The following is a 21,321-nucleotide window of genomic DNA, read 5'->3' as shown; positions in this document are numbered from 1 at the left end:
TCACCCTGCGACGTAGCGGCGGAAGTCGTCGAGCGTCTGCTGCAGGTGCTGGTCCATCGCCGCCCTCGCGGCATCCGGGTCGCCCGTCCGCAACGCCTCGAGGATCCTGCGATGCTCCGCGATCGCGTGCTGCTGGATCTCCGGCGCCCGCGATGTCTGCGTCCGGCGCTCGGCGAGCACTTCAGTCAGGGGCGCGAGCAGCACGGCGAGGAACAGGTTGCCCGAGGCGCGGAGGATCACGGCGTGGAATCGCAGATCGGCGTCCACGAAGCGATCGACATCGGCCGCGGCCGCACCCGCGACCATCTCGTCGATGCACGCCGCGCACTCCGCCAGGGCGGTGTCGTCGATGAGCGGCGCAGCGAGAGCTGCCGCCTCGCATTCGATGATCCGGCGCGTCGAGATGAGCTGCTCCGCCACCAGGGCGTCATCACCGTGCGCGGCCCGGAACCGGAGAGCGTCGGACACCGAGCGCCACTCTTCGACCGGAGCCACGCGGGACCCCACACCCGACACCACCCGCACGATGCCCCGCGCCGACAGGGTGCGGAGCGCTTCGCGCACGGTCACACGGCTGACGTCGAACTCGACGCCGATCTCCGCCTCGGTCGGCAGGGCATCGCCCGGGGCGAAACGCCCGCCGATGATCCGGTCGAGCAGATCGTCGGCGACGGTGTTCACGAGCGACTTGCGACGGCTCATCACCCCTCACCTCGCCGTTCGAAACCCGCCCAGCCGTTCTCGAGCACAGCGAACCCGGCATCGAGCGTCGCCTCGGGATCGTCGCTCTCGTTCACCATCGTCTGGATCTGGAGCACGAACCGCGCGAACGCACGGATGTAGGGGTCGGGCTGCGCCTCGCCGAGCTCTGCGGCGACCGCCTCGGCGAGCGCCTCCTCGTGGCGCAGCCACATGCGCGCGGCGTAATCGCGCAGCGCGGGCGTGGCGTTGAGGAAGTCCATGAACACGCGCGCCACGTCATCGCCGTGCTCGGCGGCTCCGGCCCGGATCTCACGGGCATAGTAGTCACGGATGGATCGGGAGATCGACGTTCCCGGGGGGCGGTCCCGGACGGCCGCGACGAGGCGCTCGCGCTGTTCGTCGTCTTCGTCGAAGACCAGCGCCTCCTTCTGACTGAAGTGCGCGAAGACGGTCGTCGGAGAGACATCGGCCGCGTCGGCGATCTCACGGATGCTGACGTCGTCGAAACCCCGCTCGAGGAACATCATCGTCGCGACATCCGAGATCCGTTTGCGCGTGGCCGCCTTCTTGCGCTCGCGACGTCCCGGCGGCGCAGTGTCGTTCATGAGGTCGATCCTAGGCGGCGAGCGCGAAAAACTGTATTGACACCAAACCTGGTATCGATACAGTTTCGGTATGACTTCAGTTTTCTCGCGTCCGCAGACCGCCGGCGTCGACCGCCGATGGGTGATGCTCATCCTGCTCACGACGCTCACGACGGCAGGCATGACCGTCGTCCTCCCCGTGCTCCCGTTCGTCGTGCTGCGCTACGTCTCCGGCGAGGGAGACCTCGCGCTCTGGGTGGGCGCGCTCGAAGCCGTCAACGGGCTGTGCGCCTTCATCGCGGCTCCCTTCCTCGGTCGCCTGTCCGATCGGTTCGGTCGCCGCCCGGTGATCATCGTCGCGTCGTTCGGGGCCGCAGTGAGCATGCTTCTCTTCGGCATCGGCGGCGCGATCTGGGTTCTGCTGCTCGCGCGCGTCATCCAGGGCGCGACGGCCGGAGACCTGCCAGCGCTGTTCGCCTACCTCGCCGACATCACCCCACCCGAGAAGCGCGCGCAGCGATTCGGCCTCCTGGGCGCCCTCTCCGGGATCGGCACCATGGTCGGCCCCGCCCTGGGCGGTCTTCTCGCTGCGGTCGACCTCGCCCTGCCCGTCTTCGTGACCGCCGGGATCTCGTTCCTCATCGCAACCCTCAGCGTCTTCCTCCTGCCCGAGAGCCTCGAACGCAGAAATCGCATCCCCGCGATCGCGGTATCGGACCTCAACCCGTTCGCGGTGTTCCGCCGCGCCTTCGTCCGCCCGGAGCTCCGCGGACTGCTCATCGCGTTCGCGCTCCTCGCCCTCCCCTTCGGCTTCTTCGTCAACAACTTCAGCGTGCTCGCGCTCGACTCGATCGGATGGGGTCCGACGGCCATCGGGCTCTTGATCGCCGTCGTCGGTGTGATCGACATCGTCGTCCAGGGCGTCCTTCTCGGCTTCCTGCTGCCCCGGATGGGTGAACGCGGCGTCATCGTCGCCGGCATCGCCGCCCAGGCAGCCGGGCTCGTCGCCCTCGCCGTCGTCGCCTCGCTCATCGCGCAGCCCTGGCTCTTCGTCCTCGGCGCCCTCGCGCTCGCCGCCGGACAAGGGGCATCGCAGGCCGCGCTCGACGGTGTCATGTCGAACGCGGTCGGTCCGCACGAGCAGGGCTGGCTCGGCGGAGTCACCCAGTCGCTCACCGCGGCGATGGGCACGATCGCCCCGATCCTCGCAGGCGTGCTCTACGCCGTCGTCGCACACGCGGCGCCCTACGCTCTCGGCGCTGTGCTCATGGCCATTGCCGCGGCCACCGTGATGCGCGCGCCCATCGTCGATACGGCGACGAACCGCCCCGCGCCCCTCATCGATGATCCGGCCGGCCTCGGGACCGGGGCGCGCCCCTAGACGTCGAGACGCGGGTGCGGCATCCCGTCGGCGTCGTCCGCGCGTGCGGACGTGCGGCGTCCGTTCGCGAACGTCACGGCGACGAACGCCGCGAGCAGGACGACCACCACGATCCCGGCGAAGGCGAAAACCCGCAATTGCCGCAGATGCCACCCCGTGGCCACCTGAACGAAGACGAGGGTCGCGATCACGGCGATCAACCCGAGACCGACCATGACGCGGATGCGGCGGGCGCGCCGCATCCGCGTCTTCACCGTGCCATGCAGGGACATGCTCTCTCCGCGGGCGGGGTTCTCGGGTGCCCCGCTCCACCGGTCACTATCGGTCGCGTCGCTGCGAATGTGCGGGCCGGCGTTGGAACAGAGCATTACGCCTCTCCCCCGCGCGCGTCCAGCCCTTTTGCTCGGAGATTCCGAACCGACAGTGTGGGACCGTGCGATTGACAGACGAGCTCGGCGCCTGGGCGGCGCGACAGCGGTGGTATGCCGGCAAGAGTCACGAACCGCGATTCCGCATCCTCGACGCGCAACCCGCCCCCGGCGGGGCGACGAGCTACCTCCTCATGGACGACGCCGGCGCACTGCCGACGCTCTACAACGTGCCGCTCGCCCGCGTGTCGGCTCCGGCGGACGGCGACGACGTGGTCGCCCGCGACGGCGACGACTACCTCGTCGACGCTGCGAAGCACACCGGGTTCACCATCGGGACGCTGGCCGAGATGGGCGTGGACGTCTCGCGCGTGACCGGCTCCCGCGTGCTGACGGGCGAGCAGTCGAACACCTCGATCGTCTACGACGTCGACGGCGAGCCGACGATCATCCTCAAGCTCTTCCGGACCCTCCACCACGGCGAGAACCCCGACGTGACCGTGCAGCGCGTGCTGAGCGACGCCGGCTCGCCCTTCGTCCCGCGTTTCTTCGGGAGCCTCGACGCCGAATGGCCCGACATCGGGCGCGACTCGGGTGCAGCCCGCGGCACGCTCGGGTTCGCCCAGGAGTTCCTCCGCGGCGTCCGCGACGGCTGGGCCGTAGCTCTCGAGGCCGCCCGCGAGGATCGCGACTTCACCGACGCGGCCCGTGATCTCGGCACCGCGGTCGCCGGCGTGCATGGCGCGCTGGGCGCAGCCCTCGATTCGACGGAGGCCGCGGCGGAGCAGGTTACGGCGACCGGAGCCGCATGGCGCCGACGGCTGTCGATCGCCGCCAACGAGGTTCCGGCCGTGGCCGATCGCGTGGACGCGATCGGAGCCGTGTACGACGCGGCTCTCGCACGCCCGTGGCCGCGGCTCCAGCGCATCCACGGCGACCTCCACCTCGGGCAGGTGCTGGCAGTTCCGGCCGGGGGCTGGCGCATCGTCGACTTCGAGGGCGAGCCGCTGCGGCCCATGGCCGAGCGCGCCATCCCCGATCTGCCGCCGCGAGATGTCGCCGGAATGCTGCGTTCGTTCGACTACGCCGGCGCGGTCGGCGACGGCCCCGACCCGATCGGATGGGCGTCGGCCTGCCGCGCAGCCTTCATCGAGGCCTACGGCGCCGCACCCGGCGCGATCGACCTCGACCCGGTGCTGCTGCGCGCTCTCGTGCTCGACAAAGCGGTGTACGAGTCCATATACGAGGCGCGGAACCGACCGGACTGGCTGCCCGTGCCGCTGGCCGGGATCGACGCCGCCCTGGCCTGAGCCGGGCTGCGGCGCCGCCCCCGGCGGATGCGCCGATACGTTCGTCGGTCCGACGGTGCCCGTGTCTACCGAACGGCCCGCCGAGGCGACACCAGCACCACCGATCCGACGGATGTATCGCGGACTCAGTCCTCGACGGGCTCGGGAGCGCGGAGCACCAGGAACTTCGCGCCGTAGCCGGGCAGCGAGACGCTGAAGCTCTGCAGGTCGTCGACGCGCCCGATGGTCTCGCCCGACGCGGCGTCGTAGACCTCGCTGCGGGGTACGAGCTGCTCGGAGCGCACGGTGCCCTCCGTCGGCTCGGGCGAGAAGTTCAGCACCGTCACCTGCATCGCGGCGTCCGCGTGGGGATCGCCCTCGTCGAGCCGGTGCACGAGCACGAGCATCCCGGCATGGGCGACCTCGGGGATGTCGACCTGTGACGCGGTCGCGATGCCATGCTCGCGGCGCAGATCGAGGATGCCCGACAGCCGCGACGCGAACGAGTCCGGATCGTCGAGCTGCGCGGGCAGCGCGCCGTAGAGGGCGCGGCCGCGCGGCATCCCCGATGCCGAGCGCGTGGCGGTCGGGTCGGCGTCGAGCAGGTCGTGCGCGCCCCGTTCGATCCAGCGGGTGTCCCCCGCGCCCAGCAGGTCGGCGACCTCGTCGGCGGGCACCGTCAGCATGCCGACGAGATCCCAGCCCGACAGGGCGAAGACCCCGGGCTGCCAGGCGTTGTACGCGCACAGCAGCAGGTGGGCGTCGCGGATGCCGGGAACGTCGGCGTCGGTGATGTCGTCGAGGCGTGCGATGCCGCGGGATGCCGCGATGAGCGACGTCGTCGTGCACGCGATGCCGTTCTGCGTGAACACGCGGTTGTAGTCGGCCGTGCCCGTGAGGTGCTCGGTGAGGTCGGCGCGGATCTCCTCCGCGAGCTCGCCGCCCGTGATGTCGCGTCCGCGGAAGCGGTACTCGTCTTCGCCGTGCCGCGTCGCCCAGTGCACGAGCTCGTAGGTGAGCTCGTCGTGGTTCTGCATGCCGTGCACGAGCTGCACCGGCGCGACGCCGAGCTCGAGCGACGAGGTCAGCGCGAGACGGAGGAACTCCGTCTGACCGGTCGCCAGGGCGTGGTGGTAGCCCGGGCGTCCGATGAAGTCGTACGAGAGATCGGCGCCCACCGCTCCGGTGTCGCGGATGTCCTCGATCGTCAGGTTCAGCTCCTGGAACGTGAAGCCGCCAACCTTGCGGACCATGCCCGCGATGATGTGGTTCGCCGCGTGCGAGAGGGGGTGCCCCTCCGACCATGCGGGAAGGCCCTCTGCGCTCTTCTCGACACCGAGGAAGCCGTTGGCGTCGAGGCGCAGCGCGCTGGTGCCGAGCTCGCCGAGCGAGTGGAGCGCGTCGCCGATGACCAGCCGCATGCCGGCGAAGGTCGGGTCGAGCCAGTTGATCGACGGCTGACCCTGCTTGAAGTAGTGCAGGTAGACCCAGCGCCGGGTCGTGCCGTCGGGGCCGATCACGGGCGCCGTGGCGCTCCAGTTCGTCTCCTTCACCCCCGGGGTGTAGAAGATGACCCGCTGCATCGCTCCGATGATGTAACCGCGTTCGGCGAGCTCATGCTCGTTCGCGGGGTCGAGGTTGACGCTGTCGTATCCCTCGGGGACGTCGGGCAGCAGGTGCCAGTCCTCCGGCGGGATCTCGACCATGTGGTAGATCCCCGGGTAGTCCTTGAAGCCCATCTCGGCGAGGCGGAAGTCCGCACCCTTGCCGGTGTGACCCGGCACGATGTCGTCGATCACGCTACCGCCGTGCGCGTCGGCGACGTCGCAGAGGGTCCGGAACTCCTCCTCGGTGCCGAAGGCCGGGTCGATCGACGTGCTGATGCGGTCGAAGTGACCGTCGACGCTGGGCGTCTCGCGCCAGTCGGTGATGCCGCCCGCGCGCTTGACCGGTCCGGTGTGGATCGCGGTGATGCCGATGCGCTCGAACACCGACCACAGCGCGTCGTCGCCGAGGGCGGCGAGGAACGACTGCCCCGGGCGGGTGATGAGCGAGATCGGATAGGCGGTGAACCACACGTCAGTCGTCGAGATCGCGCGGCGTGCGTCGGGGCGGGCGTATGGATTCCGCCACATGGCGGGCTGCCCCGACAGCTGACGCGCGAGCACGTCGGCATCCTTGAGCATCGACTGCCGCACGAGCCACTCGACGTACGAGGGGTTGCTGCCGTTCGCCGTCCGCGGGTCGGTCATGTTGCGGCGGACGCTGCCGCCGCGGAACTGGTCGCGCGGACGCAGTCGCCGCGGGCGGGCCGGATAGCGCTGCTCGTCGTAACTGATCTCGGGCACCTCGAGATCGGTGTCTTCGCCGTCGGTGCCTGCCGCACCCGGAAGGGTGATCGGAGCGGTGTAGAGGTCCTCCGGCTGTTCGTCGTCGCGCGCCATGCCTCAACGCTAGGGGCGGCGCGGATCCGGCGGAAAGGGCTGGTGCCCGAGCGGGCGAAGCATTATGGGGTCCGCGCCCGACCGCGCCGCATCCGGAACACGGCCGCGGCCGACGTGAGCACGCCGGCAGCACCCGTGGCGATCCACAGCGCGCTCGACGCGAGAAGCGACGAGGCGAGGCCTCCCGCCACCGCCCCCGCGGCGACGGCCGCCCACATGAGCAGGTGACGGGACCAGCCCCAGCGGTCCCCGCCGCGCAGCGCCCGCACGACGCCCTGGCCGACCTTGACCAGCGCTCCAGTCATGTAGGTCACCCCGAACGCGACATCCTGCCGTTGCGCCAGCACGGTGTTGGCGGCCCCCATCCCGAACGCCAGCAGCGACCCGGCGACGGCGGGCGCGGTCGTGGGAGCCAGCGCGGCCGCGAGCGCCGCGGAGGCGGTGATGACGCCGAGGATGTGCACGGTGCGGTCGGATGCCGGCGAGGTGAGCGCGGTGCCCGCCATGACGCCCATGACGAACGCGGTGATGAGCGCAGCCGCGAGGCCCGCGGCCGACCAGTCGACGTGCGCGAGGTCGACCGCCAGGCGGGTCGTGTTGCCGGTCATGAACGAGACGAAGTAGCCGCCGAGCAGAATGAAGCCGCAGCCGTCGAGGTACCCCGCGAGCGAGGCGAGAGCGACCGCGACGGCGAGACGACGCGCGCTGAGCTGACGGACCATGCCATCAGTCTCCTCCCCGCCCACCGCAGCCCGCACGACGCGAGCGATGGAAGAGGAGGAGAATCGGCGCTGATGACTGCATCCGATCCACCCACTGACGGCCTCGCCGGCCTGGACTTCGGCGCACGGCCCCACCAGCGCCTCACTCGGGCGGACGTCGATGCCGCGGTTCTGCGCTCGGCGGGCCTGGGCGACCCGGTCGACCGGCTCTGGCACGAGGGTGCCGCGGCCAGCAACGCCGCACGGCGCAGCGTCACAGCACATCTTCGTGAGCGCTTCGGCGCACGTGACCCGCACAGCGGAGTGATCCTGCGCGTCGTGTTCGTCTTGCTGCTGCTCTCGGTGCTGCCGATCGGCATGCTCAACGGCATCCGCCTCGGAATCGAGAACACGGTGGTTCCCGGCGGGATCGTCAGCGTCGTCGTGGGGATCGGGGCTCTGGCGGCCGTGGCGGCTGCCGGTGGCCGACCGCTCGGGCGACCGGTCGCTCTGCAGAGCACGTTGCTCGCAGTCCTCGTGATCGCCGCCGCGGCCGTGGCCTGGGTGGTAACCGACGGGGGCGTCCGGATGCTCTATCTTCTGGGCGCTGTGCTCGCAGCGATCGCAGCGATCGTCGTCCGGCTCATGAGGGCACGCGGTGGCTCGATGACCACAGACATCGACAACGGGGTCGAGTTGGCGCACTTGGACGTGGCAGCCGAGATCGCCGTCGAGCGCGATCGGATGACGGCCGAGCTGATGCGCGATCTCGACGGGCGCACAGATGTGGCCGAGTTGGTCAGGCGGCGCAGCGCCGCGATCGACGAACTCCGCTCACGCGGCGGAGCGATGGAGGCTGACGAGCCGGACACTCCTCCCGGCGGGTTCATCATCCACGAGCAGACGATGCTGTGGCTTCCGGTGAGCCAGCGCCGATGAGCGTCAGCGAAAGGCGCGGATCATCCACCGCATCCCTCCTCGCGAAGCCAGGCGCGCGCCTCGTCCTCTGACGCGGATGCCGTCGCCGGCTGGTCCGGGTCGATGCTCCGCTCGTCGTGGTTGCGACCGGACCGGTCGACGTAAGCACTCTCCGTGAGCACGAGCGTGGCCCCGTCGTAGAGCGTCGTGCTCGCATTCGCCGACGTGTAGCCCGCGCTGGGCGTGCCGAACGTGCGGACACCGTCGACTCCGCGGAAGGATGCGAGCACGGCCTCGCCGCTCGATGCCGTTCTGTCGTCCTGCAGCACCGCGACGGGCACTCCGGTCGCCTTCGCTCGATCGCCGACGTCCACGAAGACGTTCTCGCCCAGCGCCACCCCGTTCGGCCGCATCGTCACGACGGCGTCACTGCCGTGCCGGTCGCGGAACGACAGCGCCGGCCCGTCAGGAAGCAGCGCCGTCACCCCCGAGAGCATCGGATACATGTTGCCGCCGACGTTGCCGCGAAGGTCCACGATCCAACCGCACGTGCCCGCCGCAGCCCGGTCGATCCCGTCTGCGACGGTGATCGCGTACGCGTCCTGGTCGTCCGCATCCGTGGAGAGCATCTCCGGCAGCACGACCGTGGTGATGCCACCCTCGGAACTCACCGTCGGCACCGGCACGGACGCGGTCGCCTCGGCGGAGCGCTCCTCGCCCGGGGGGATGAAGCGCGAGTGCGGCCCGCCGGCGACCGCGACCGCCTCCCCGAGAGCGGGATACAGCTCGGCGTACGTTGAAGCATGCGCCGCGGTCTCGAGGAGCGCGGCGCGGACCGGCGGCCACTCGGCGCTGTCGGTGTGATACCCACGGTCGAGGCGCTCGACGGCGATCTCCGCGTACTTCTGCACCGACGGAGGAACCAGGTAGACGCCGAACCGGGGGCCGTAGACGTCGAGTGCGAAGACGCCGACGACTGTCACCGCCGCGAGCGCACCCACCGCGACGGTCGCGCCGACCAGACGCCGCCGACGACGGCGGCGCTTCCGCTCGGGACCTGCAGCTGTCATGTTTCTCGACCGTGGCACTCACCGATCGTCTCGATCTCGCGGCTTCAGCACATCGCCACTGCGATGTAGCCGCGCCAGCGGATGTCATACCCGAGGAGGAGATCCGCGATCAGTCGGTGACGGCGAGCACCACCTGAGCGAAGGCGTACGCAGCACCGCCGAGGGTCGCCCAGACAGCCAGCGAGAGTGCGATCGCGATCGCGATGCCTCGCACGACATCCGCCCCGTCGCGTGCTCGGTCCCCGTCGATCTCGCCGGGGGCCTCATCATCGAGAGTGGTCAGCTGTGTCATGGTCGCGCCTGTTCTTCGGGAGCATCCCGACGAACAGCACACGCGTGCCGTCGCCGGTCGGTCGTTGAAGGGACACGCGATTCGGCGAATCGTGACGCGAACAGGCAGCGACGCGTCAGCTCGCGATGAACTCGGCGCTGAGCGTGCAGGTCCCGCACGTCTGCAGGTGCTCGTCGACGCGTCTGCGATCGCGGGCGGAGAGACCATCGCGCGTGTAGGCGCCGAACTCCGCGACGATCGGCCGGCATCCCTCCGAGCGGGACCGCGTGAGCTGAGCACTCACCCAGGCGTCGCGGAAGCCGCGCTTGGCACGCAGCACGAGCGCCGATGCCCCGTTCGGTGAGACCCCGAGCAGGTCGCTGAGCTCTCGCGGCGGCATGCCGTCGACCTCGCTGTACCAGAGAGCCTTCCGCCATCGGCTGGGCAGCGACCAGAATGCTGCGGCGGCTGCTTGGCGGTCCTGTGATCTCATCGCCGCCTGCTCACCGCTCAGAGCGCGCTCGTCCACGACGCGTTCGAGGTCGTCGTCAGTCGACTCACGGCGGGAACGGTAATGATCGCGGGCGACGTTGCGCACGGCGGCGAAGAGGTAGGACCGGAAGGCGCCGGTCGGTCCTTTACCCTCCCGAAGAGCTCGGAGCACCTTCTCGAACGTCTCGGCGACGATGTCGTCGGGATCGAGCCCTCGGAACCCCCGCGCCGCCGACATCGCAGATTCTGCGTGGTGACGCCAGAGCTCGCCGAACGCATTCATATCGCCGGCGCGGACGCGTTCCACAAGGGAATCGTCGCGCGACCGGGTCGCGTCGTACCGCGCGCCCATCGTTTTCTCCCCGCGCCGCCTACATGCTCCAGCCGGAGCCTAGGAAGCCCATCACCGTCCTCACGACTCGCTTCACGAAACGTGACGCGGCTTCGCCGAATCTGCGCGATCCGCGACATCGAGGGCGCGTCTCGACCGGGGACCAGCCCGTCAGCCCGACCGCTCGGCGGCTCTCCGGGTAGCTCGGTGAAGCGACTGCCTGGTTCCGAACCCGGTCGCTCGCGCGACCACATCCAAAGTCATCGTGGGATTGTGGCGCCGGAGCTCGGACGCCGCTTTCAAGCGGATCTCGAGCAAGGATTCCGAGAACGTGCGGCCCTGCGCGCTCAGCGCGCTCTGCACCGTGCGGGTCGACACGCCCAGCCGGCCCGCCACGGCAGACAGCGAGAGAGCCGGCGAGGCGTACTCGCGGACCAGGATCTCCATGATGGCGTTGGGCAAAGACGGCTCCGGCGTGTTCTTCCCGACCAGTGCGGCCACGATCGAGCAGGCGATTTCGCTCGCCGCGTCGGCCAACGGCGAGACGCCCACCTCGGCGACCTCGGACTCGATCGCGCAGAGTGCCTTGACGAACGTCGCCATCGGCCGGATAGTGGCCTCGCTCGTCGCGCCGCGGCTGATGCGATCGAAGCCCATCCGCCGCCTGGCCGCGAATTCGCCCGCATCCAGGGTGATGAAAACGAGCTCGGTCGGCTCCGTCGCCTCGATCGTGACCGGCGCCGTTCCCGGCGGGATCAGGAATGACGAGCCCCGCCGGACGACGACGGGGGCTTCCGAGATGAAGCGCATCGCCCGGTTCTCCGCGACGATGGCAGCGACGCGGTCTCGAGAGTGTTCGTCCCGCGGCCAGACGACCGTCGCCGCCGGCATCCGAGCATGGACGAACAGATATCCGCCGATGCGAGCGACGTTGGCCCGCAGCAGCGCGTCTTCGTCGCGCACCGCAACGAAGCCGATGTTGGCCGACGACATGTACGACGTCAGCGGCATCAGGCTCAGGAGCCTCTCTCGCCCATCGGCGCGGAACTTGTTCAGCTCGAACTCGTCATGAGCAGCGAGCGGACGACGACGTCGCATCCACGCCCCCTTCTTGGAGACCGACGGCAATGGTTACAGTCCATTCTGTAATACCCACCTCGACATGCACCGAGGAGGCCGCACGCTGAATTCCCCCGCTGTTCTTCGGAGCCGGCCGCCGAACGGATGGAATCTCCCTGAGCAGTCCGTCACCTCGCACGAGCGCGCTGACGGGCGCGAGGGGTGGAGCGGCAGGTCCTGGCTGCGAGACCCCCCGACCGGTAGAACAGAGGCCGCACCGCGTGACCGGGAAGGCGAACGACACATGATCGATCGAGACACGCTCGCCGCATTCCTGAGGATGCGGCGCGAGGCGCTGCAGCCCTCGGATGTCGGGCTGCCGCGCGCCGAGCGCCGCCGGACTCCGGGGCTGCGCCGCGAGGAGGTCGCCGCCCTCTGCAATATGTCGACGGACTACTACGCCCGTCTCGAGCGCGGCAACGGGCCCCGCCCGTCGGAGCAGATGCTCGCCGCGATCGCACAGGGGCTGCATCTGACGCTCGGCGAGCGCGACCACCTCTTCCGACTTGCCGGACACGCGCCGCCCCCTCGCGGGCCCGCGAGCGATCACGTCAGCCCGGGTCTGCTGCGCATCCTCGACCGGCTGCACGACACTCCGGCGGAGATCGTGACAGAGCTCGGCGAGACCCTGCGCCAGACGCCGCTGAGCATCGCTCTCGTCGGCGATGCGACCCGGCACACGGGAGATGCCCGCAGCCTCGGCTACCGCTGGTTCACCGACCCGTCGGCGCGAGAGTCGTACGACGCGGCGGAGCACCAGGTCCTCTCCCGGGTGTACGCGGGAGGTCTGCGCGAGATCGTGGCACTGCGCGGCCCGTCGTCGCGCGCGGCCGCGCTGGCGGCGTCGCTCAGAGAACGCAGCGCGGAGTTCCGCTCTCTCTGGGATGCCCAGCAGGTCGGCATCGCTCCGCCCGAGGTCAAGCGGTTCCGGCATCCGGAGGTCGGCGCGCTCGAGCTGCAGTGTCAGACCCTCCTCGACCCCGATCAGTCGCACCGCCTGCTCGTCTACACCGCGGCGCCCGGGAGCGAGAGCCACGACAAGCTGCAGCTACTGGCCGTCATCGGCGCCGGCGCAGGGGTGACCTGACGATCAGTGGATGAGCCGGCTCTGGATGCCGCCGCGCGCCGCGATCAGCATGGGACGAGCGGACCGCCCGGTCCGCGCGAACGACGGAGGAACCATGACCCGCGGCACCGCTCCCCTCTCCGACCTGCATGGACGGTTCGCCGTCGTCACCGGCGCGACCGACGGCATCGGCCGGGTGATCGCGACACGGCTGGCGGCCGCCGGAGCGACCGTCGTCCTGCCGGCACGGTCCCCCGCCAAAGCCGAGGCAGCCCTCGACGGCATCCGCCGTGCCGTGCCGGGCGCCGAGGTCACGACGCGTCCGCTCGATCTCGCCTCGCTCGACTCGGTCGCCGCGTTCACGCGCGACCTCGTGGCGGCGGGCCGACCCGTCGATCTGCTCGTCAACAACGCCGGTGTGATGCACCCCGGCTCACGGCGACCCACCGCGGAAGGCTTCGAGCTGCAATGGGGCGTGAACCACCTCGGCCACGTGGCGCTCACCCTCGGACTGCTGCCATTGCTGCGCGCCGGCGGAGCGCGCGTGACGCACCAGACGAGCGTGGCGGCCCGCTCGGGCGGGCTGAACTGGGACGACCTCGACTGGCGGCGCGGCTACGACGACATGGCCGCGTACCGGCAGTCGAAGATCGCCGTCGCCCTCTTCGCCCGCGAGCTCGACGCGCGCAGCCGCGCCGGCGGATGGGGCGTGTCGAGCAACATCGCACACCCCGGCGTCAGCCCGACGAATCTGCTCGCGGCGCAGCCCGGGATGGGCCGGGCGAAGGCGTTTCCGGGCCGGGCGCTGATCGTCGCGCTCTCGCGCGTGGGGCTCGCCGGCACCGTGCCGGGCGCGGCGGAGCCCGCGCTGGTCGCGGCAGCCGGCCCCGATTCCCGCGGCGACGAGTTCTACGGCCCACGTCGCGTCATCGCGGGCGCACCGCGTCGCCAGGAGTTCTGGGCGCCGTTCCGCGACCTCACCGACGGACCGCGTCTTTGGGATGCCTCGCTCGAGATGATCGGCGAGCGGTTCGCGATCTGAGCGGGACGGGCGCGGGGTGGCCATGGGCGACGGGCGGTCTCGGCTACTCCGCCGGCGGTTCCCCTTCACCGCACGCAGAGACGCCCAGCAGGGAGACGACCGTACGGCCGTCCAGATCGATCACCTGGACATCGAGGATCATGCCGCTGGAGTGCTTCAATGCGATGGCAGGCACCGATACCTCGACCGTCTCGAACTCGCGGAACCCGTCACCCAGACGATCCGGGAGCGCTTCGATGAAGGCCGATCCGTTGAACCCCGCTTCGGGGGCAACGGTCCAGCGCGTCGAGTAGTAGAAGGAGTTTTCGGCGCACTCCAGGTAGGGCGAGTTGGACGGCAGGACCTCCGGGACCCCGCCGGGAACCTCATCCGCGACGCGCTGCATCATCGCGTCCGTATCAGCACGCACCTCATCGATCGTCGGCCGACCTGCCACGACACAACCAGTGATCGACGTCGCTGCCAACGCGAGTATCACCGAAAGCGCGACGCCTTTCGCGCGCCTCGAGGGCGGCATCTCGGAAGCGGCGTCTGCGCCGTACGGTGGTCTTTCCACGGTGGGGATCATCTCGCCGGAGGCAGTCCTACCCCGCAGGGAGTCAGACCGAGCAGGTCGACCACAATGCCTCCGTCGATTTCGAGAACTATCACGTCGAGCAGGGCACCGCTGACGTGATCCAGAGCGACGGCGGGCGACGTGATGTCCACCGTCTCAGCGACCACGAAGTCCTCGCCTAAGCGACGGGGAAGAGCCTCCACGAACGCCTCCCCGTCAAACCCGGGGCCCGGCGTGACCCCCCAATGAAGAGTGGCCCAGTACGTGTCGTCGCCACACGCAACGAAAGACGGGTCAGGCGCGGCGACCTCCACAACCCCACCGGGAACCTCGTCCGCAATTTGCTGCAGGACAGCCTCGGTCTCAGCCTGCACCTCTTCGAGCGTCGGTCGCTCCGCCACTGCACACCCCGACAGGGCCACGGCTGCCAGCGCGCCGACGAGGGCGGCCGACGAGGTGCGCGTGGCTGTCATCAGATCTCCGTTCGCAGGTGACACCCCATCACACTCCCTCAGGATCGCCATCACCGCGTGGAGCGAGACCGAGAAGATCCACGACAATGTCTCCTTCAACTCCCAGTACCTTGACGTCGAAGACAGCCCCGCTGGCGTGATCAAAGGCCACGGCTGGGGACCTGATGTCCACCGTCTCGGCGATCACGAAATCAGAGCCAAGGCGGCCGGGGAGCGCATCGATGAATGCTTCGCCGTCGAAACCAGGCTGTGGAGCGACCGCCCAACGGTTGATGGAGTAATACCCACCGCCATCGCAAGCCAGGTAAGCCGAGTCGGGAGTTCGCACCTCGACGACACCTCCGGGGATCTCGTCCGCGATTCGTTGCATCGCTGCCTCGGTCTCAGCCCGTGCTTGTTCGAGCGTCGGTCGCCCTGCCATCGCGCACCCCGCCATCGTCATGCCTGCCAGCGTCAGAACTGCAGTGACCGACACTGCGCGGGGCCGCTTGATTGATTCGCTGCTCATTCGGTCGGCGGCTCGCCATCGCCGCATGGCGCGAGTCCAAGAAGATCGACAACAACAACACCGCCGACCGACTCAAGGACCACGACGTCGAGGGCCGCGCCGCTGACGTGGTTGAGGGCCACGGCCGGGGACTTGATGTCCACCGCCTCGGCAACAACGAAGCCATCACCCAATCGCTCGGGCAACGCGTCGACGAACGCTTCACCGCCGAATCCGGGCCCTGGCGTGACAACCCAATGGTTGATCGAGTAATACCCGCCTCCGTCACAGGCCAAGTAGGCCGAATCAGGGGTACGTACCTCGACAACACCATCGGGAACCTCGTCCGCGATCTGCTGCAAGACGGCCTGAGTCTCAGCCTTCGCCCGCTCGAGCGTCGGTCGCTCAGCCACTGCGCACCCCACCGTCGCGAAACCCACAAAAGCAAGAACAGCGACGATCGACATGCCCCGCGCGTGCCTCGTTTGTTCGCCACCTCCGCGAGAGTGCATTCGGCTCGCCGCGACGATCGTGGTTGCCGACGAGCGACGCGTGTCGAAATGCACGGAAACGTCGGTCATGCCGCCCTCCTCAAGGCATCACCAGCCTATGAGCGCAGTCGACGAAGCGAATCGCACGAACGGATGAGGATTCTTCAACCACGGCGCGCCAGCGCGAAAGAAAAAGCCCCGGTCGCAGCTGGCGCTGCGCCGGGGCGGGTCGTCGACATCAGGTCGGGCGATCCGAGCGCGGCCGCGACGGGCTCATCCGCCCGGCGATCAGTACTGCGATACCGATGAGAGCGACGACGCACGCCACTCCCATCACGACTGCATCGTGGGGCAGCATCGAGCAACCGATCGACGTGTCCTCGTAATCGCACGTCCGCCAGGGCTGTGCGAAGAAGAGAACTGTGACCAGACCGCCGGTGATCGCAAGCAGGCTCCCGAGCGCCATCAACCGACGCCGGCGCCGCCCATGAGCACCGCCGTTCTCCGCACTCTCGACGAGGGAGCGACGGCTCACGGGCTTGTTTGGCATGGGACTTTCCTACCGCACCGGGCAGCCCCTCGCGGCTCTACCCGAAGAAAGATGCCGTCGGTCGCAGCTGGTGCTGCGCCGGGGGGCGATTCGAGGGGGTCAGCCTCCCGCAGGCGGCTCGTCGCGGGTTCGGCTTCGGTGCAGCGAGAAAAGATCACGAAGAGAACCGCGCCTTCCCCGGCGCCGCCAGCCCACCCTGACTGCGCCCGGTACATGCAGAAAACCCCCGGATAACCGGGGGTTTTCGCTGGCGGTGACGGTGGGATTTGAACCCATTTCGCGGGCCTTGCAAGGACGCTACCGCCGCCACTTGTGCTCGTTTACGTGCACATCTGCGGGGGCAAGCTCACACCTGCGCACGGGTACCCACACCCAGAAGTGCACCAAAATGCACCACGCGTGCTTCGGTCGATGCGTCAGGCAGCTCGCGCTAGCTGCTCGGCACGCCGGTGAGTTAGTGCGGCGGTGACGTTGTCGAGGTCATCGGGGAAGAGGGCTGCGTAGGTGTCCAGCGTGACCTTCGCGGACTTGTGCCCGAGCATGCGCTGCACGACCTTGACGTTGGCCCCCGCGCTGATAGCGAGAGAGGCTGCGGTGTGACGCAGATCGTGTGGGGTTACACGGCGGAAGGTGGGATCGGCGTCCATGCAACGACGCACCGCACCGGCGAACCACCCGCTGTAGGTGTTCCCGGGCCGAAGGTATGACCCGCTTGTCCCCTCCCAGAGCCGACTGTCAGGGGTTTTGCCTTGGCAAGCGCGCTCGATGGCGCCGTCCAGAAACTCTGGGTACGCTACCAAGCGCCTCTCGTGTGACTTCACCGAGCCCAGGTGGTGCGTGCCGTTAACGTCTGCCACAGCTTCCCGTATGTGAGCTCGGCGACGCTGACGATCAACGTTCCGCACCCGGAGCGCGGTCGCCTCGCCCCACCTGAGCCCCGTGTAAGCGAGGAAACGAATCAGGTCAGGGTATCGAGATGCGAGGGCAAGCTCTTCGACCTGTGCATGGTCGAGAAACACCTCGTCCGGGATGGGCTTCCTCTTGATTGTGAGCCCGCGAGCCGGATTCTTGAGCACCCTGTTGTCCTCGATGGCGTCGTCGAAGATGCCGGCGAGCAGGTCGCGGGCTCGCGCGACGGTGGTGTGGGAACGCGTGCGGCCGAGATCGGTTAGCCATGCCTCGACCTCGCGTCGGGTGACCGCGCCAACGGCATAGTGACCCCAACGTGGGAGAACGTGCACCCGCCATGCACTGTCAACGGAGTGATGCGAACTGACCGTCACCTTGGCCTTGTGTCGCACGAGCCACTCGGCGCCGATCTCAGCGACGGTCACCTTGGCGTCGGCGCGGTCGATGTACCCGCCCCGGAGTTTGGCGACTTCGACGGACGCGAGGTGTGCTTCAGCATCCCGCTTCAGCTTGAAACCGCGATCATGACCTCGAGAGCCATCGGGCTTGCGGTACCAGACCTCGTAGAGCCGACCCTTGTTCTTCGTGGCGTACGCCTTGATCGTCCCCACGTCAGCAGGCTTCTTCCGCCGTGCTCGCGTGCTCTTGCGCGAGAAGCCAGGCATCCACTACCTCGGGCCGGTAGCGAACCGAACGTCCGACCCGGATGTATCTGGGACCACGGCCCGTGATACGCCACTCGCTGAGGTTGCGCTCGGTGGTCCCAAGTCGATCGGCAAGCGTGTCCGGCCGAATCAGAGCGTCGAGCAGTTCAGAGCTGGCGACAGCCTCGGCCAAACTGCGCACGGGCGTAGTGGTGGATGTAGACAAAGGGACATCTCCTCATGGTGTGAGGAGTGCTTCCGACGGGTCCCTTGCCCATCGTTGTGCCCCGTTACGACTGTTTGGTCGTGGCGCGGGAGTGTCTCCGCGCCGAGCTAGCCGTCATCGCGACAACACTCAGTTTTCGATTACACCCACATGCTCCCAGGTACCACCGACATCTCACACTCAGGCGTCTCAGCACGGAGGTCGATGCCACGACGGCACGCGCTTGCCGAACCGCTGACCGCACCAGATTCGATTTGAGGAGGGGCCGGATCATTCCGAGACGACCGCACCGGGTGTCCCCGACGTGAAGCGGGCGCAGGCTATGCGGCAGACAACGCAGAAACCCACGCCGAAGCGTGGGTTTCTCGAATTGGCGCTCGGGGCACTGTTCCAGCCCTAGCTACCGGGCAACACCTTACGCGATGCTCGACTATTGGGGCGTGCTGACACGTGTCTCCAACTCGCCTCCGACCTTCTGCCAGAGGAGTGGAGAAGGAGGCGACCTACACGTGAGTCCTCGCCCGGAGCGCGACGACGGCGCCCTTAGCGCTGACTTTTCGAGCGCGTTGAGGTTCCTGGCGACTGCGGGACCGAGGACTCCATGCGAGCTTCTCGGCTGCGCCCCGACCGACGAGGGCCATACCTGCCCACGAATGCCGCCACCGTCTTGCTAGACGGACGCGCGGAGCGCGGTAGGCTTGCCGACGCAGACCCCCCCCACACACGTGGATCAGGGGGTCTCGCTGTTTCTCGTAGGCGGCGCTCACAGATGTCGTGACCGTCTGCGGCGCGCACGCCGTACTCTGTCGCACTCGCGCGGTGCTCAACGCGGGTTGTTGGGGGCCTCAGAGCCACGGCGGGCCGGATTCGCGGCCTGCCCTTTCCCGGTGAGCCCTTGATTGACGCGTCGACGTTGCCCGCTTAGCTCGGCCCGGACGGATGCGCGGACCTACTGTTTCTTGAGCTCGACGGTCCTCGTCACGCCCATCGCGGTCACGTCGTAGCTGAGAATGCCGTCGACGTACTTGAAGGTCTTCGTTTCGTCCGAAGACGCCAGCAGCGCGCTGTCGGTCTTGGAGTGGTCATTGACCGAGTCCCAGCTGAACGAGGTCGCAGCGTCCGCCGGCGCCTCGTAGGTGCCGACCCAGTAGACAGCGCGCGACTGATCCTCGTCGTTGACCCAGTCGATCGAAATCACGCCATCGGCGACGGTCGCCGCCTGGTAGGACTGCCCGTCGCCGGAGTTCGACTGCATCCACTCCCCCGTCAGGTCGACCGGTTCGGGCGCTTCCTCCTGCGCCGGCTCGGTCGCCGCGGGCTCGCTCTGCGCGGAGCTGTCAGCGTCGGCGGAGGCGGGGTCAGCGGGAGCCGAGCAGCCGGCAAGTAGGAAGAGGGACAGGACTGCAGCCGCGCTTGTGGCGGGAATCGTGCGGAGGTTCACGAGTGAAGCATAGGGACACGGCGAGACTGCGAGCGGCCGTTTGGGCGCGCAGCACTCGAGTTCAGTGTTGCTCGAGAGAGGCGGCAAGAGTCGCGGAAATGATATCGGTAATGATTCGTGCAATAGATCCGTGATCGATTACCCGCTCAGCTACGAGACGGATGCCTTGGCAACGGACGCCTAGCGTTGAGCTGCGACCTGACAGGAGGTGCTCCTCCGCAACCGTGCGACCGCACTCAGGGACAGCTATAACACGCGGAGCATGATGGCCTCGGTAGCGAGCTGACCGATCGCGTTGACGAGTTCCGCGCACCCGTACGTGTCGCTTCCGAGGCCGCAGGTGAGCGCCACGTGAAGAACGCCCGCGCCGGCCTGCGCGACGCCCCCGAGGGCCCGTGTGCCGAGTTGTGGGCACGTGCGCTACTTGCGTAACGTGCCCAGCATGTCGTCGCGCGCCAAGCCCCTTACCGCCCTCGCGCTCACCCTGCTCGCGCTCACGGCTTGCGCGCCGACAGTCGCCCCGGACACCGTGAGCACGCCGGCCTCCCCCGTCGCGACGCGCTCGGCGACGCCCGATGCCGCCGCCGACAACGAGCGCCGTACCGCTCGGGAGGCCGACATCGAGCGCCGAGATGCCCGGCTCGCCGAGGCGGTCGCGAGCTGGCCGGATGCCCCGCCCGCCGGGTATGCATGGCCGTCATCCGTGGCCGAAATGCCCGCATCCACAGGCGTCCAGCAATCCGAGCTGCAGCAGCCGACCAACATCTACCGGTGCATGTGGATCGATGCCGCGTGGAACGCCTACTTCGAGGACGACGACGCCGAAGCGTCGATCGCCTACGCCACCCGCGCCGACGAGCTGTGGGACGGCTCCGTGTCCTCGGTCGCTGTCACTGCTCCTGACGGCACGGTCTGGGCGCAGAACCTCGCGGCCGCCAACGGCATCTGCCACAGCGCGGTCGGCGACCTCAAGGGCTGATCCGCGTCGACCGCGGCTGACTAGCGCGGTCGCACCCGAGCACGAAGCGGCCCCGACCGACGCAGCATGTGAGCTGACGTCGGCCGGGGCCGTTTCCATTGCGTCAGGCGGAGGTGGGTGCTCCTCGCCGGCGGCGGATGATCGTGGTGACCACCGCGGCGGCGACCATCAGCATGCCCGCGCTCAGCCGCAGTGTCTTGCGGGTGTCGCTGGCGGCGATGACCTCACCTGCGACGACACCCATGGGCGGGGCCGCCGGGTACCGCGCGTTCCTCGGGTCCTCGTCCTCGACGGGAAGCCCGAGTAGGCGCCCGCCGCGGCGACCCAGGACAGGTCGCTGTGCAGCGCGCCCCGCTCGATCGCCATGAGCGCCCCCATCAGCAGCACGCGCTCACCCACGGCGAGCTCCCGCAGCTCGCTGACCTCGCAGTCGGGTACTTCAAGCCGCCGTACTCGACCTGGGTGCCCGCGCGCCCGAGGGTGCCGGTGTCCTAGGCCGTCTCGCCGGCGCCATCGGCGCCGGCGTCAGCGGCCGACGCGGCGACGTCGGCGGCAGCTTCGCCGGTCTCGACCGGCTTCAGCCGCCGAAGGGCCCGAGACGCGCCAGCGGTGAGGGTGAGGAAGACCAGGAGACCGAGCGAAGCGACAGTCTCAGGGGCTTCCGAAGAGGTGTCGGCTGTGCCGACCGCAGGGCAAGTTTCGACCGAGCGCAGCGAAGGGTGAAACGCAGCCCGGCGTCACCTCCCCTTATGCTCTTTTCTCTCTCTCCCTCGCATCCGAAGCTTCA

Annotated in this window: 23 protein-coding genes; 6 read left to right on the top strand and 17 right to left on the bottom strand. The window is 68.9% G+C overall.

What is annotated here, in order from left to right; genetic code table 11:
* Both DO944_RS13655 and DO944_RS13650 read right to left on the bottom strand, forming a co-directional pair.
* The gene (locus DO944_RS13655; RefSeq protein WP_112617722.1) at positions 1-702 is read right to left on the bottom strand and encodes a FadR/GntR family transcriptional regulator; all 702 of its coding nucleotides are present in this window, start codon (positions 700-702) and stop codon (positions 1-3) included.
* A complete protein-coding gene (locus tag DO944_RS13650; RefSeq protein ID WP_112617721.1) occupies positions 702-1,307 on the bottom strand; it encodes a TetR/AcrR family transcriptional regulator in 606 nt (201 codons plus the stop codon). Before DO944_RS13650 ends, DO944_RS13655 begins: the two co-directional genes overlap by 1 nt.
* Positions 1,308-1,377: 70 nt before the next feature.
* Between DO944_RS13650 and DO944_RS13645 the strand changes: the two genes are divergently transcribed.
* A complete protein-coding gene (locus DO944_RS13645) occupies positions 1,378-2,667 on the top strand; it encodes an MFS transporter (protein ID WP_258524747.1) in 1,290 nt (429 codons plus the stop codon).
* On the opposite strand, the gene DO944_RS13640 is transcribed toward DO944_RS13645, so the two are convergent.
* Positions 2,664-2,939 (bottom strand): hypothetical protein, encoded by a 276-nt coding sequence (locus DO944_RS13640; RefSeq protein ID WP_112617720.1) that lies wholly within the window; start codon positions 2,937-2,939, stop codon positions 2,664-2,666. The two genes, DO944_RS13645 and DO944_RS13640, sit on opposite strands and share 4 nt — an antisense overlap.
* Before the next feature lie 161 nt (positions 2,940-3,100).
* Here DO944_RS13640 and DO944_RS13635 point away from each other — a divergent pair, with 161 nt between their 5' ends.
* Positions 3,101-4,345: a maltokinase N-terminal cap-like domain-containing protein gene (locus DO944_RS13635; protein WP_112617719.1), complete on the top strand. Its 1,245-nt coding sequence runs from the start codon at positions 3,101-3,103 to the stop codon at positions 4,343-4,345.
* A 125-nt stretch (positions 4,346-4,470) separates the two neighbouring features.
* Here DO944_RS13635 and treS read toward each other — a convergent pair whose 3' ends face one another.
* Both treS and DO944_RS13625 read right to left on the bottom strand, forming a co-directional pair.
* Positions 4,471-6,768, bottom strand: coding sequence for a maltose alpha-D-glucosyltransferase (gene treS / locus DO944_RS13630; protein ID WP_112617718.1), 2,298 nt, complete (start codon positions 6,766-6,768; stop codon positions 4,471-4,473).
* Positions 6,769-6,830: 62 nt separating this feature from the next.
* Positions 6,831-7,490, bottom strand: coding sequence for a YoaK family protein (locus tag DO944_RS13625; protein WP_181574256.1), 660 nt, complete (start codon positions 7,488-7,490; stop codon positions 6,831-6,833).
* A 72-nt stretch (positions 7,491-7,562) separates the two neighbouring features.
* Between DO944_RS13625 and DO944_RS13620 the strand changes: the two genes are divergently transcribed.
* Positions 7,563-8,408 (top strand): hypothetical protein, encoded by an 846-nt coding sequence (locus tag DO944_RS13620; RefSeq protein WP_181574255.1) that lies wholly within the window; start codon positions 7,563-7,565, stop codon positions 8,406-8,408.
* A 20-nt stretch (positions 8,409-8,428) separates the two neighbouring features.
* On the opposite strand, the gene DO944_RS13615 is transcribed toward DO944_RS13620, so the two are convergent.
* From DO944_RS13615 to DO944_RS13600, 4 genes are all read right to left on the bottom strand, one after another.
* Positions 8,429-9,457 (bottom strand): S41 family peptidase, encoded by a 1,029-nt coding sequence (locus DO944_RS13615; RefSeq protein WP_112617715.1) that lies wholly within the window; start codon positions 9,455-9,457, stop codon positions 8,429-8,431.
* Between the two features lie 109 nt (positions 9,458-9,566).
* Positions 9,567-9,749, bottom strand: a complete 183-nt coding sequence (locus DO944_RS13610; protein ID WP_112617714.1) for a hypothetical protein — start codon at positions 9,747-9,749, stop codon at positions 9,567-9,569.
* A 115-nt stretch (positions 9,750-9,864) separates the two neighbouring features.
* Positions 9,865-10,572, bottom strand: a complete 708-nt coding sequence (locus DO944_RS13605) for a sigma-70 family RNA polymerase sigma factor (RefSeq protein ID WP_112617713.1) — start codon at positions 10,570-10,572, stop codon at positions 9,865-9,867.
* A gap of 150 nt (positions 10,573-10,722) precedes the next feature.
* A complete protein-coding gene (locus DO944_RS13600) occupies positions 10,723-11,649 on the bottom strand; it encodes a helix-turn-helix domain-containing protein (protein ID WP_112617712.1) in 927 nt (308 codons plus the stop codon).
* Between the two features lie 265 nt (positions 11,650-11,914).
* Between DO944_RS13600 and DO944_RS13595 the strand changes: the two genes are divergently transcribed.
* Together DO944_RS13595 and DO944_RS13590 are read left to right on the top strand one after the other, a co-directional pair.
* Complete coding sequence (locus DO944_RS13595; RefSeq protein ID WP_112617711.1) at positions 11,915-12,757, top strand: helix-turn-helix transcriptional regulator; 843 nt, start codon at positions 11,915-11,917, stop codon at positions 12,755-12,757.
* Between the two features lie 10 nt (positions 12,758-12,767).
* The gene (locus DO944_RS13590) at positions 12,768-13,778 is read left to right on the top strand and encodes an SDR family oxidoreductase (RefSeq protein WP_309300113.1); all 1,011 of its coding nucleotides are present in this window, start codon (positions 12,768-12,770) and stop codon (positions 13,776-13,778) included.
* A 43-nt stretch (positions 13,779-13,821) separates the two neighbouring features.
* Here the strand turns inward: DO944_RS13590 and DO944_RS13585 are convergent, their stop codons facing one another.
* From DO944_RS13585 to DO944_RS13555, 7 genes are all read right to left on the bottom strand, one after another.
* Entirely contained in the window at positions 13,822-14,346 is a 525-nt protein-coding gene (locus DO944_RS13585; RefSeq protein ID WP_146752064.1) for a hypothetical protein, read from the bottom strand.
* A complete protein-coding gene (locus DO944_RS13580) occupies positions 14,343-14,807 on the bottom strand; it encodes a hypothetical protein (RefSeq protein ID WP_146752063.1) in 465 nt (154 codons plus the stop codon). Before DO944_RS13580 ends, DO944_RS13585 begins: the two co-directional genes overlap by 4 nt.
* A 28-nt stretch (positions 14,808-14,835) precedes the next feature.
* On the bottom strand, positions 14,836-15,315 hold the full coding sequence (locus tag DO944_RS15590) for a hypothetical protein (protein WP_146752062.1): 480 nt from the start codon (positions 15,313-15,315) through the stop codon (positions 14,836-14,838).
* Positions 15,312-15,875 carry a hypothetical protein gene (locus DO944_RS13575; RefSeq protein ID WP_112617708.1) on the bottom strand — a complete coding sequence of 188 codons (564 nt, stop codon included), beginning with the start codon at positions 15,873-15,875 and terminating at the stop codon, positions 15,312-15,314. Before DO944_RS13575 ends, DO944_RS15590 begins: the two co-directional genes overlap by 4 nt.
* Positions 15,876-16,023: 148 nt before the next feature.
* Complete coding sequence (locus DO944_RS13570) at positions 16,024-16,335, bottom strand: hypothetical protein (RefSeq protein ID WP_258524744.1); 312 nt, start codon at positions 16,333-16,335, stop codon at positions 16,024-16,026.
* 416 nt (positions 16,336-16,751) lie between these two features.
* Positions 16,752-17,855, bottom strand: coding sequence for a site-specific integrase (locus DO944_RS13565; protein ID WP_112617707.1), 1,104 nt, complete (start codon positions 17,853-17,855; stop codon positions 16,752-16,754).
* Positions 17,856-19,063: 1,208 nt separating this feature from the next.
* Entirely contained in the window at positions 19,064-19,555 is a 492-nt protein-coding gene (locus DO944_RS13555; RefSeq protein WP_112617706.1) for a hypothetical protein, read from the bottom strand.
* Between the two features lie 442 nt (positions 19,556-19,997).
* On the opposite strand from DO944_RS13555, the gene DO944_RS13550 reads away from it, so the two are divergent.
* A complete protein-coding gene (locus tag DO944_RS13550) occupies positions 19,998-20,534 on the top strand; it encodes a hypothetical protein (protein ID WP_146752061.1) in 537 nt (178 codons plus the stop codon).
* 103 nt (positions 20,535-20,637) lie between these two features.
* Here the strand turns inward: DO944_RS13550 and DO944_RS15710 are convergent, their stop codons facing one another.
* Entirely contained in the window at positions 20,638-20,778 is a 141-nt protein-coding gene (locus DO944_RS15710; protein WP_181574254.1) for a hypothetical protein, read from the bottom strand.
* Between the last annotated feature and the right edge of the window lie 543 nt (positions 20,779-21,321).

The sequence above is a fragment of the Microbacterium sp. SMR1 genome, from assembly GCF_003289625.1.
In the GTDB taxonomy this organism is placed as follows: Bacteria; Actinomycetota; Actinomycetes; order Actinomycetales; family Microbacteriaceae; genus Microbacterium; species Microbacterium plantarum.
Note: the sequence above shows the minus strand (reverse complement) of the source record. Positions and strands in the feature narration are given on the sequence as shown.

What these genes read in the sequence shown, in the direction of transcription:
- DO944_RS13655 (WP_112617722.1), bottom strand. Translation starts at nt 702, where the DNA reads ATGAGCCGTCGCAAGTCGCTCGTGAACACCGTCGCCGACGATCTGCTC.
- DO944_RS13650 (WP_112617721.1), bottom strand. Translation starts at nt 1,307, where the DNA reads ATGAACGACACTGCGCCGCCGGGACGTCGCGAGCGCAAGAAGGCGGCC.
- DO944_RS13645 (WP_258524747.1), top strand. Translation starts at nt 1,378, where the DNA reads ATGACTTCAGTTTTCTCGCGTCCGCAGACCGCCGGCGTCGACCGCCGA.
- DO944_RS13640 (WP_112617720.1), bottom strand. Translation starts at nt 2,939, where the DNA reads ATGTCCCTGCATGGCACGGTGAAGACGCGGATGCGGCGCGCCCGCCGC.
- treS (WP_112617718.1), bottom strand. Translation starts at nt 6,768, where the DNA reads ATGGCGCGCGACGACGAACAGCCGGAGGACCTCTACACCGCTCCGATC.
- DO944_RS13625 (WP_181574256.1), bottom strand. Translation starts at nt 7,490, where the DNA reads ATGGTCCGTCAGCTCAGCGCGCGTCGTCTCGCCGTCGCGGTCGCTCTC.
- DO944_RS13620 (WP_181574255.1), top strand. Translation starts at nt 7,563, where the DNA reads ATGACTGCATCCGATCCACCCACTGACGGCCTCGCCGGCCTGGACTTC.
- DO944_RS13615 (WP_112617715.1), bottom strand. Translation starts at nt 9,457, where the DNA reads ATGACAGCTGCAGGTCCCGAGCGGAAGCGCCGCCGTCGTCGGCGGCGT.
- DO944_RS13610 (WP_112617714.1), bottom strand. Translation starts at nt 9,749, where the DNA reads ATGACACAGCTGACCACTCTCGATGATGAGGCCCCCGGCGAGATCGAC.
- DO944_RS13605 (WP_112617713.1), bottom strand. Translation starts at nt 10,572, where the DNA reads ATGGGCGCGCGGTACGACGCGACCCGGTCGCGCGACGATTCCCTTGTG.
- DO944_RS13600 (WP_112617712.1), bottom strand. Translation starts at nt 11,649, where the DNA reads ATGCGACGTCGTCGTCCGCTCGCTGCTCATGACGAGTTCGAGCTGAAC.
- DO944_RS13595 (WP_112617711.1), top strand. Translation starts at nt 11,915, where the DNA reads ATGATCGATCGAGACACGCTCGCCGCATTCCTGAGGATGCGGCGCGAG.
- DO944_RS13590 (WP_309300113.1), top strand. Translation starts at nt 12,768, where the DNA reads ATGAGCCGGCTCTGGATGCCGCCGCGCGCCGCGATCAGCATGGGACGA.
- DO944_RS13585 (WP_146752064.1), bottom strand. Translation starts at nt 14,346, where the DNA reads ATGATCCCCACCGTGGAAAGACCACCGTACGGCGCAGACGCCGCTTCC.
- DO944_RS13580 (WP_146752063.1), bottom strand. Translation starts at nt 14,807, where the DNA reads ATGACAGCCACGCGCACCTCGTCGGCCGCCCTCGTCGGCGCGCTGGCA.
- DO944_RS15590 (WP_146752062.1), bottom strand. Translation starts at nt 15,315, where the DNA reads ATGAGCAGCGAATCAATCAAGCGGCCCCGCGCAGTGTCGGTCACTGCA.
- DO944_RS13575 (WP_112617708.1), bottom strand. Translation starts at nt 15,875, where the DNA reads ATGACCGACGTTTCCGTGCATTTCGACACGCGTCGCTCGTCGGCAACC.
- DO944_RS13570 (WP_258524744.1), bottom strand. Translation starts at nt 16,335, where the DNA reads ATGCCAAACAAGCCCGTGAGCCGTCGCTCCCTCGTCGAGAGTGCGGAG.
- DO944_RS13550 (WP_146752061.1), top strand. Translation starts at nt 19,998, where the DNA reads ATGTCGTCGCGCGCCAAGCCCCTTACCGCCCTCGCGCTCACCCTGCTC.
- DO944_RS15710 (WP_181574254.1), bottom strand. Translation starts at nt 20,778, where the DNA reads ATGGGTGTCGTCGCAGGTGAGGTCATCGCCGCCAGCGACACCCGCAAG.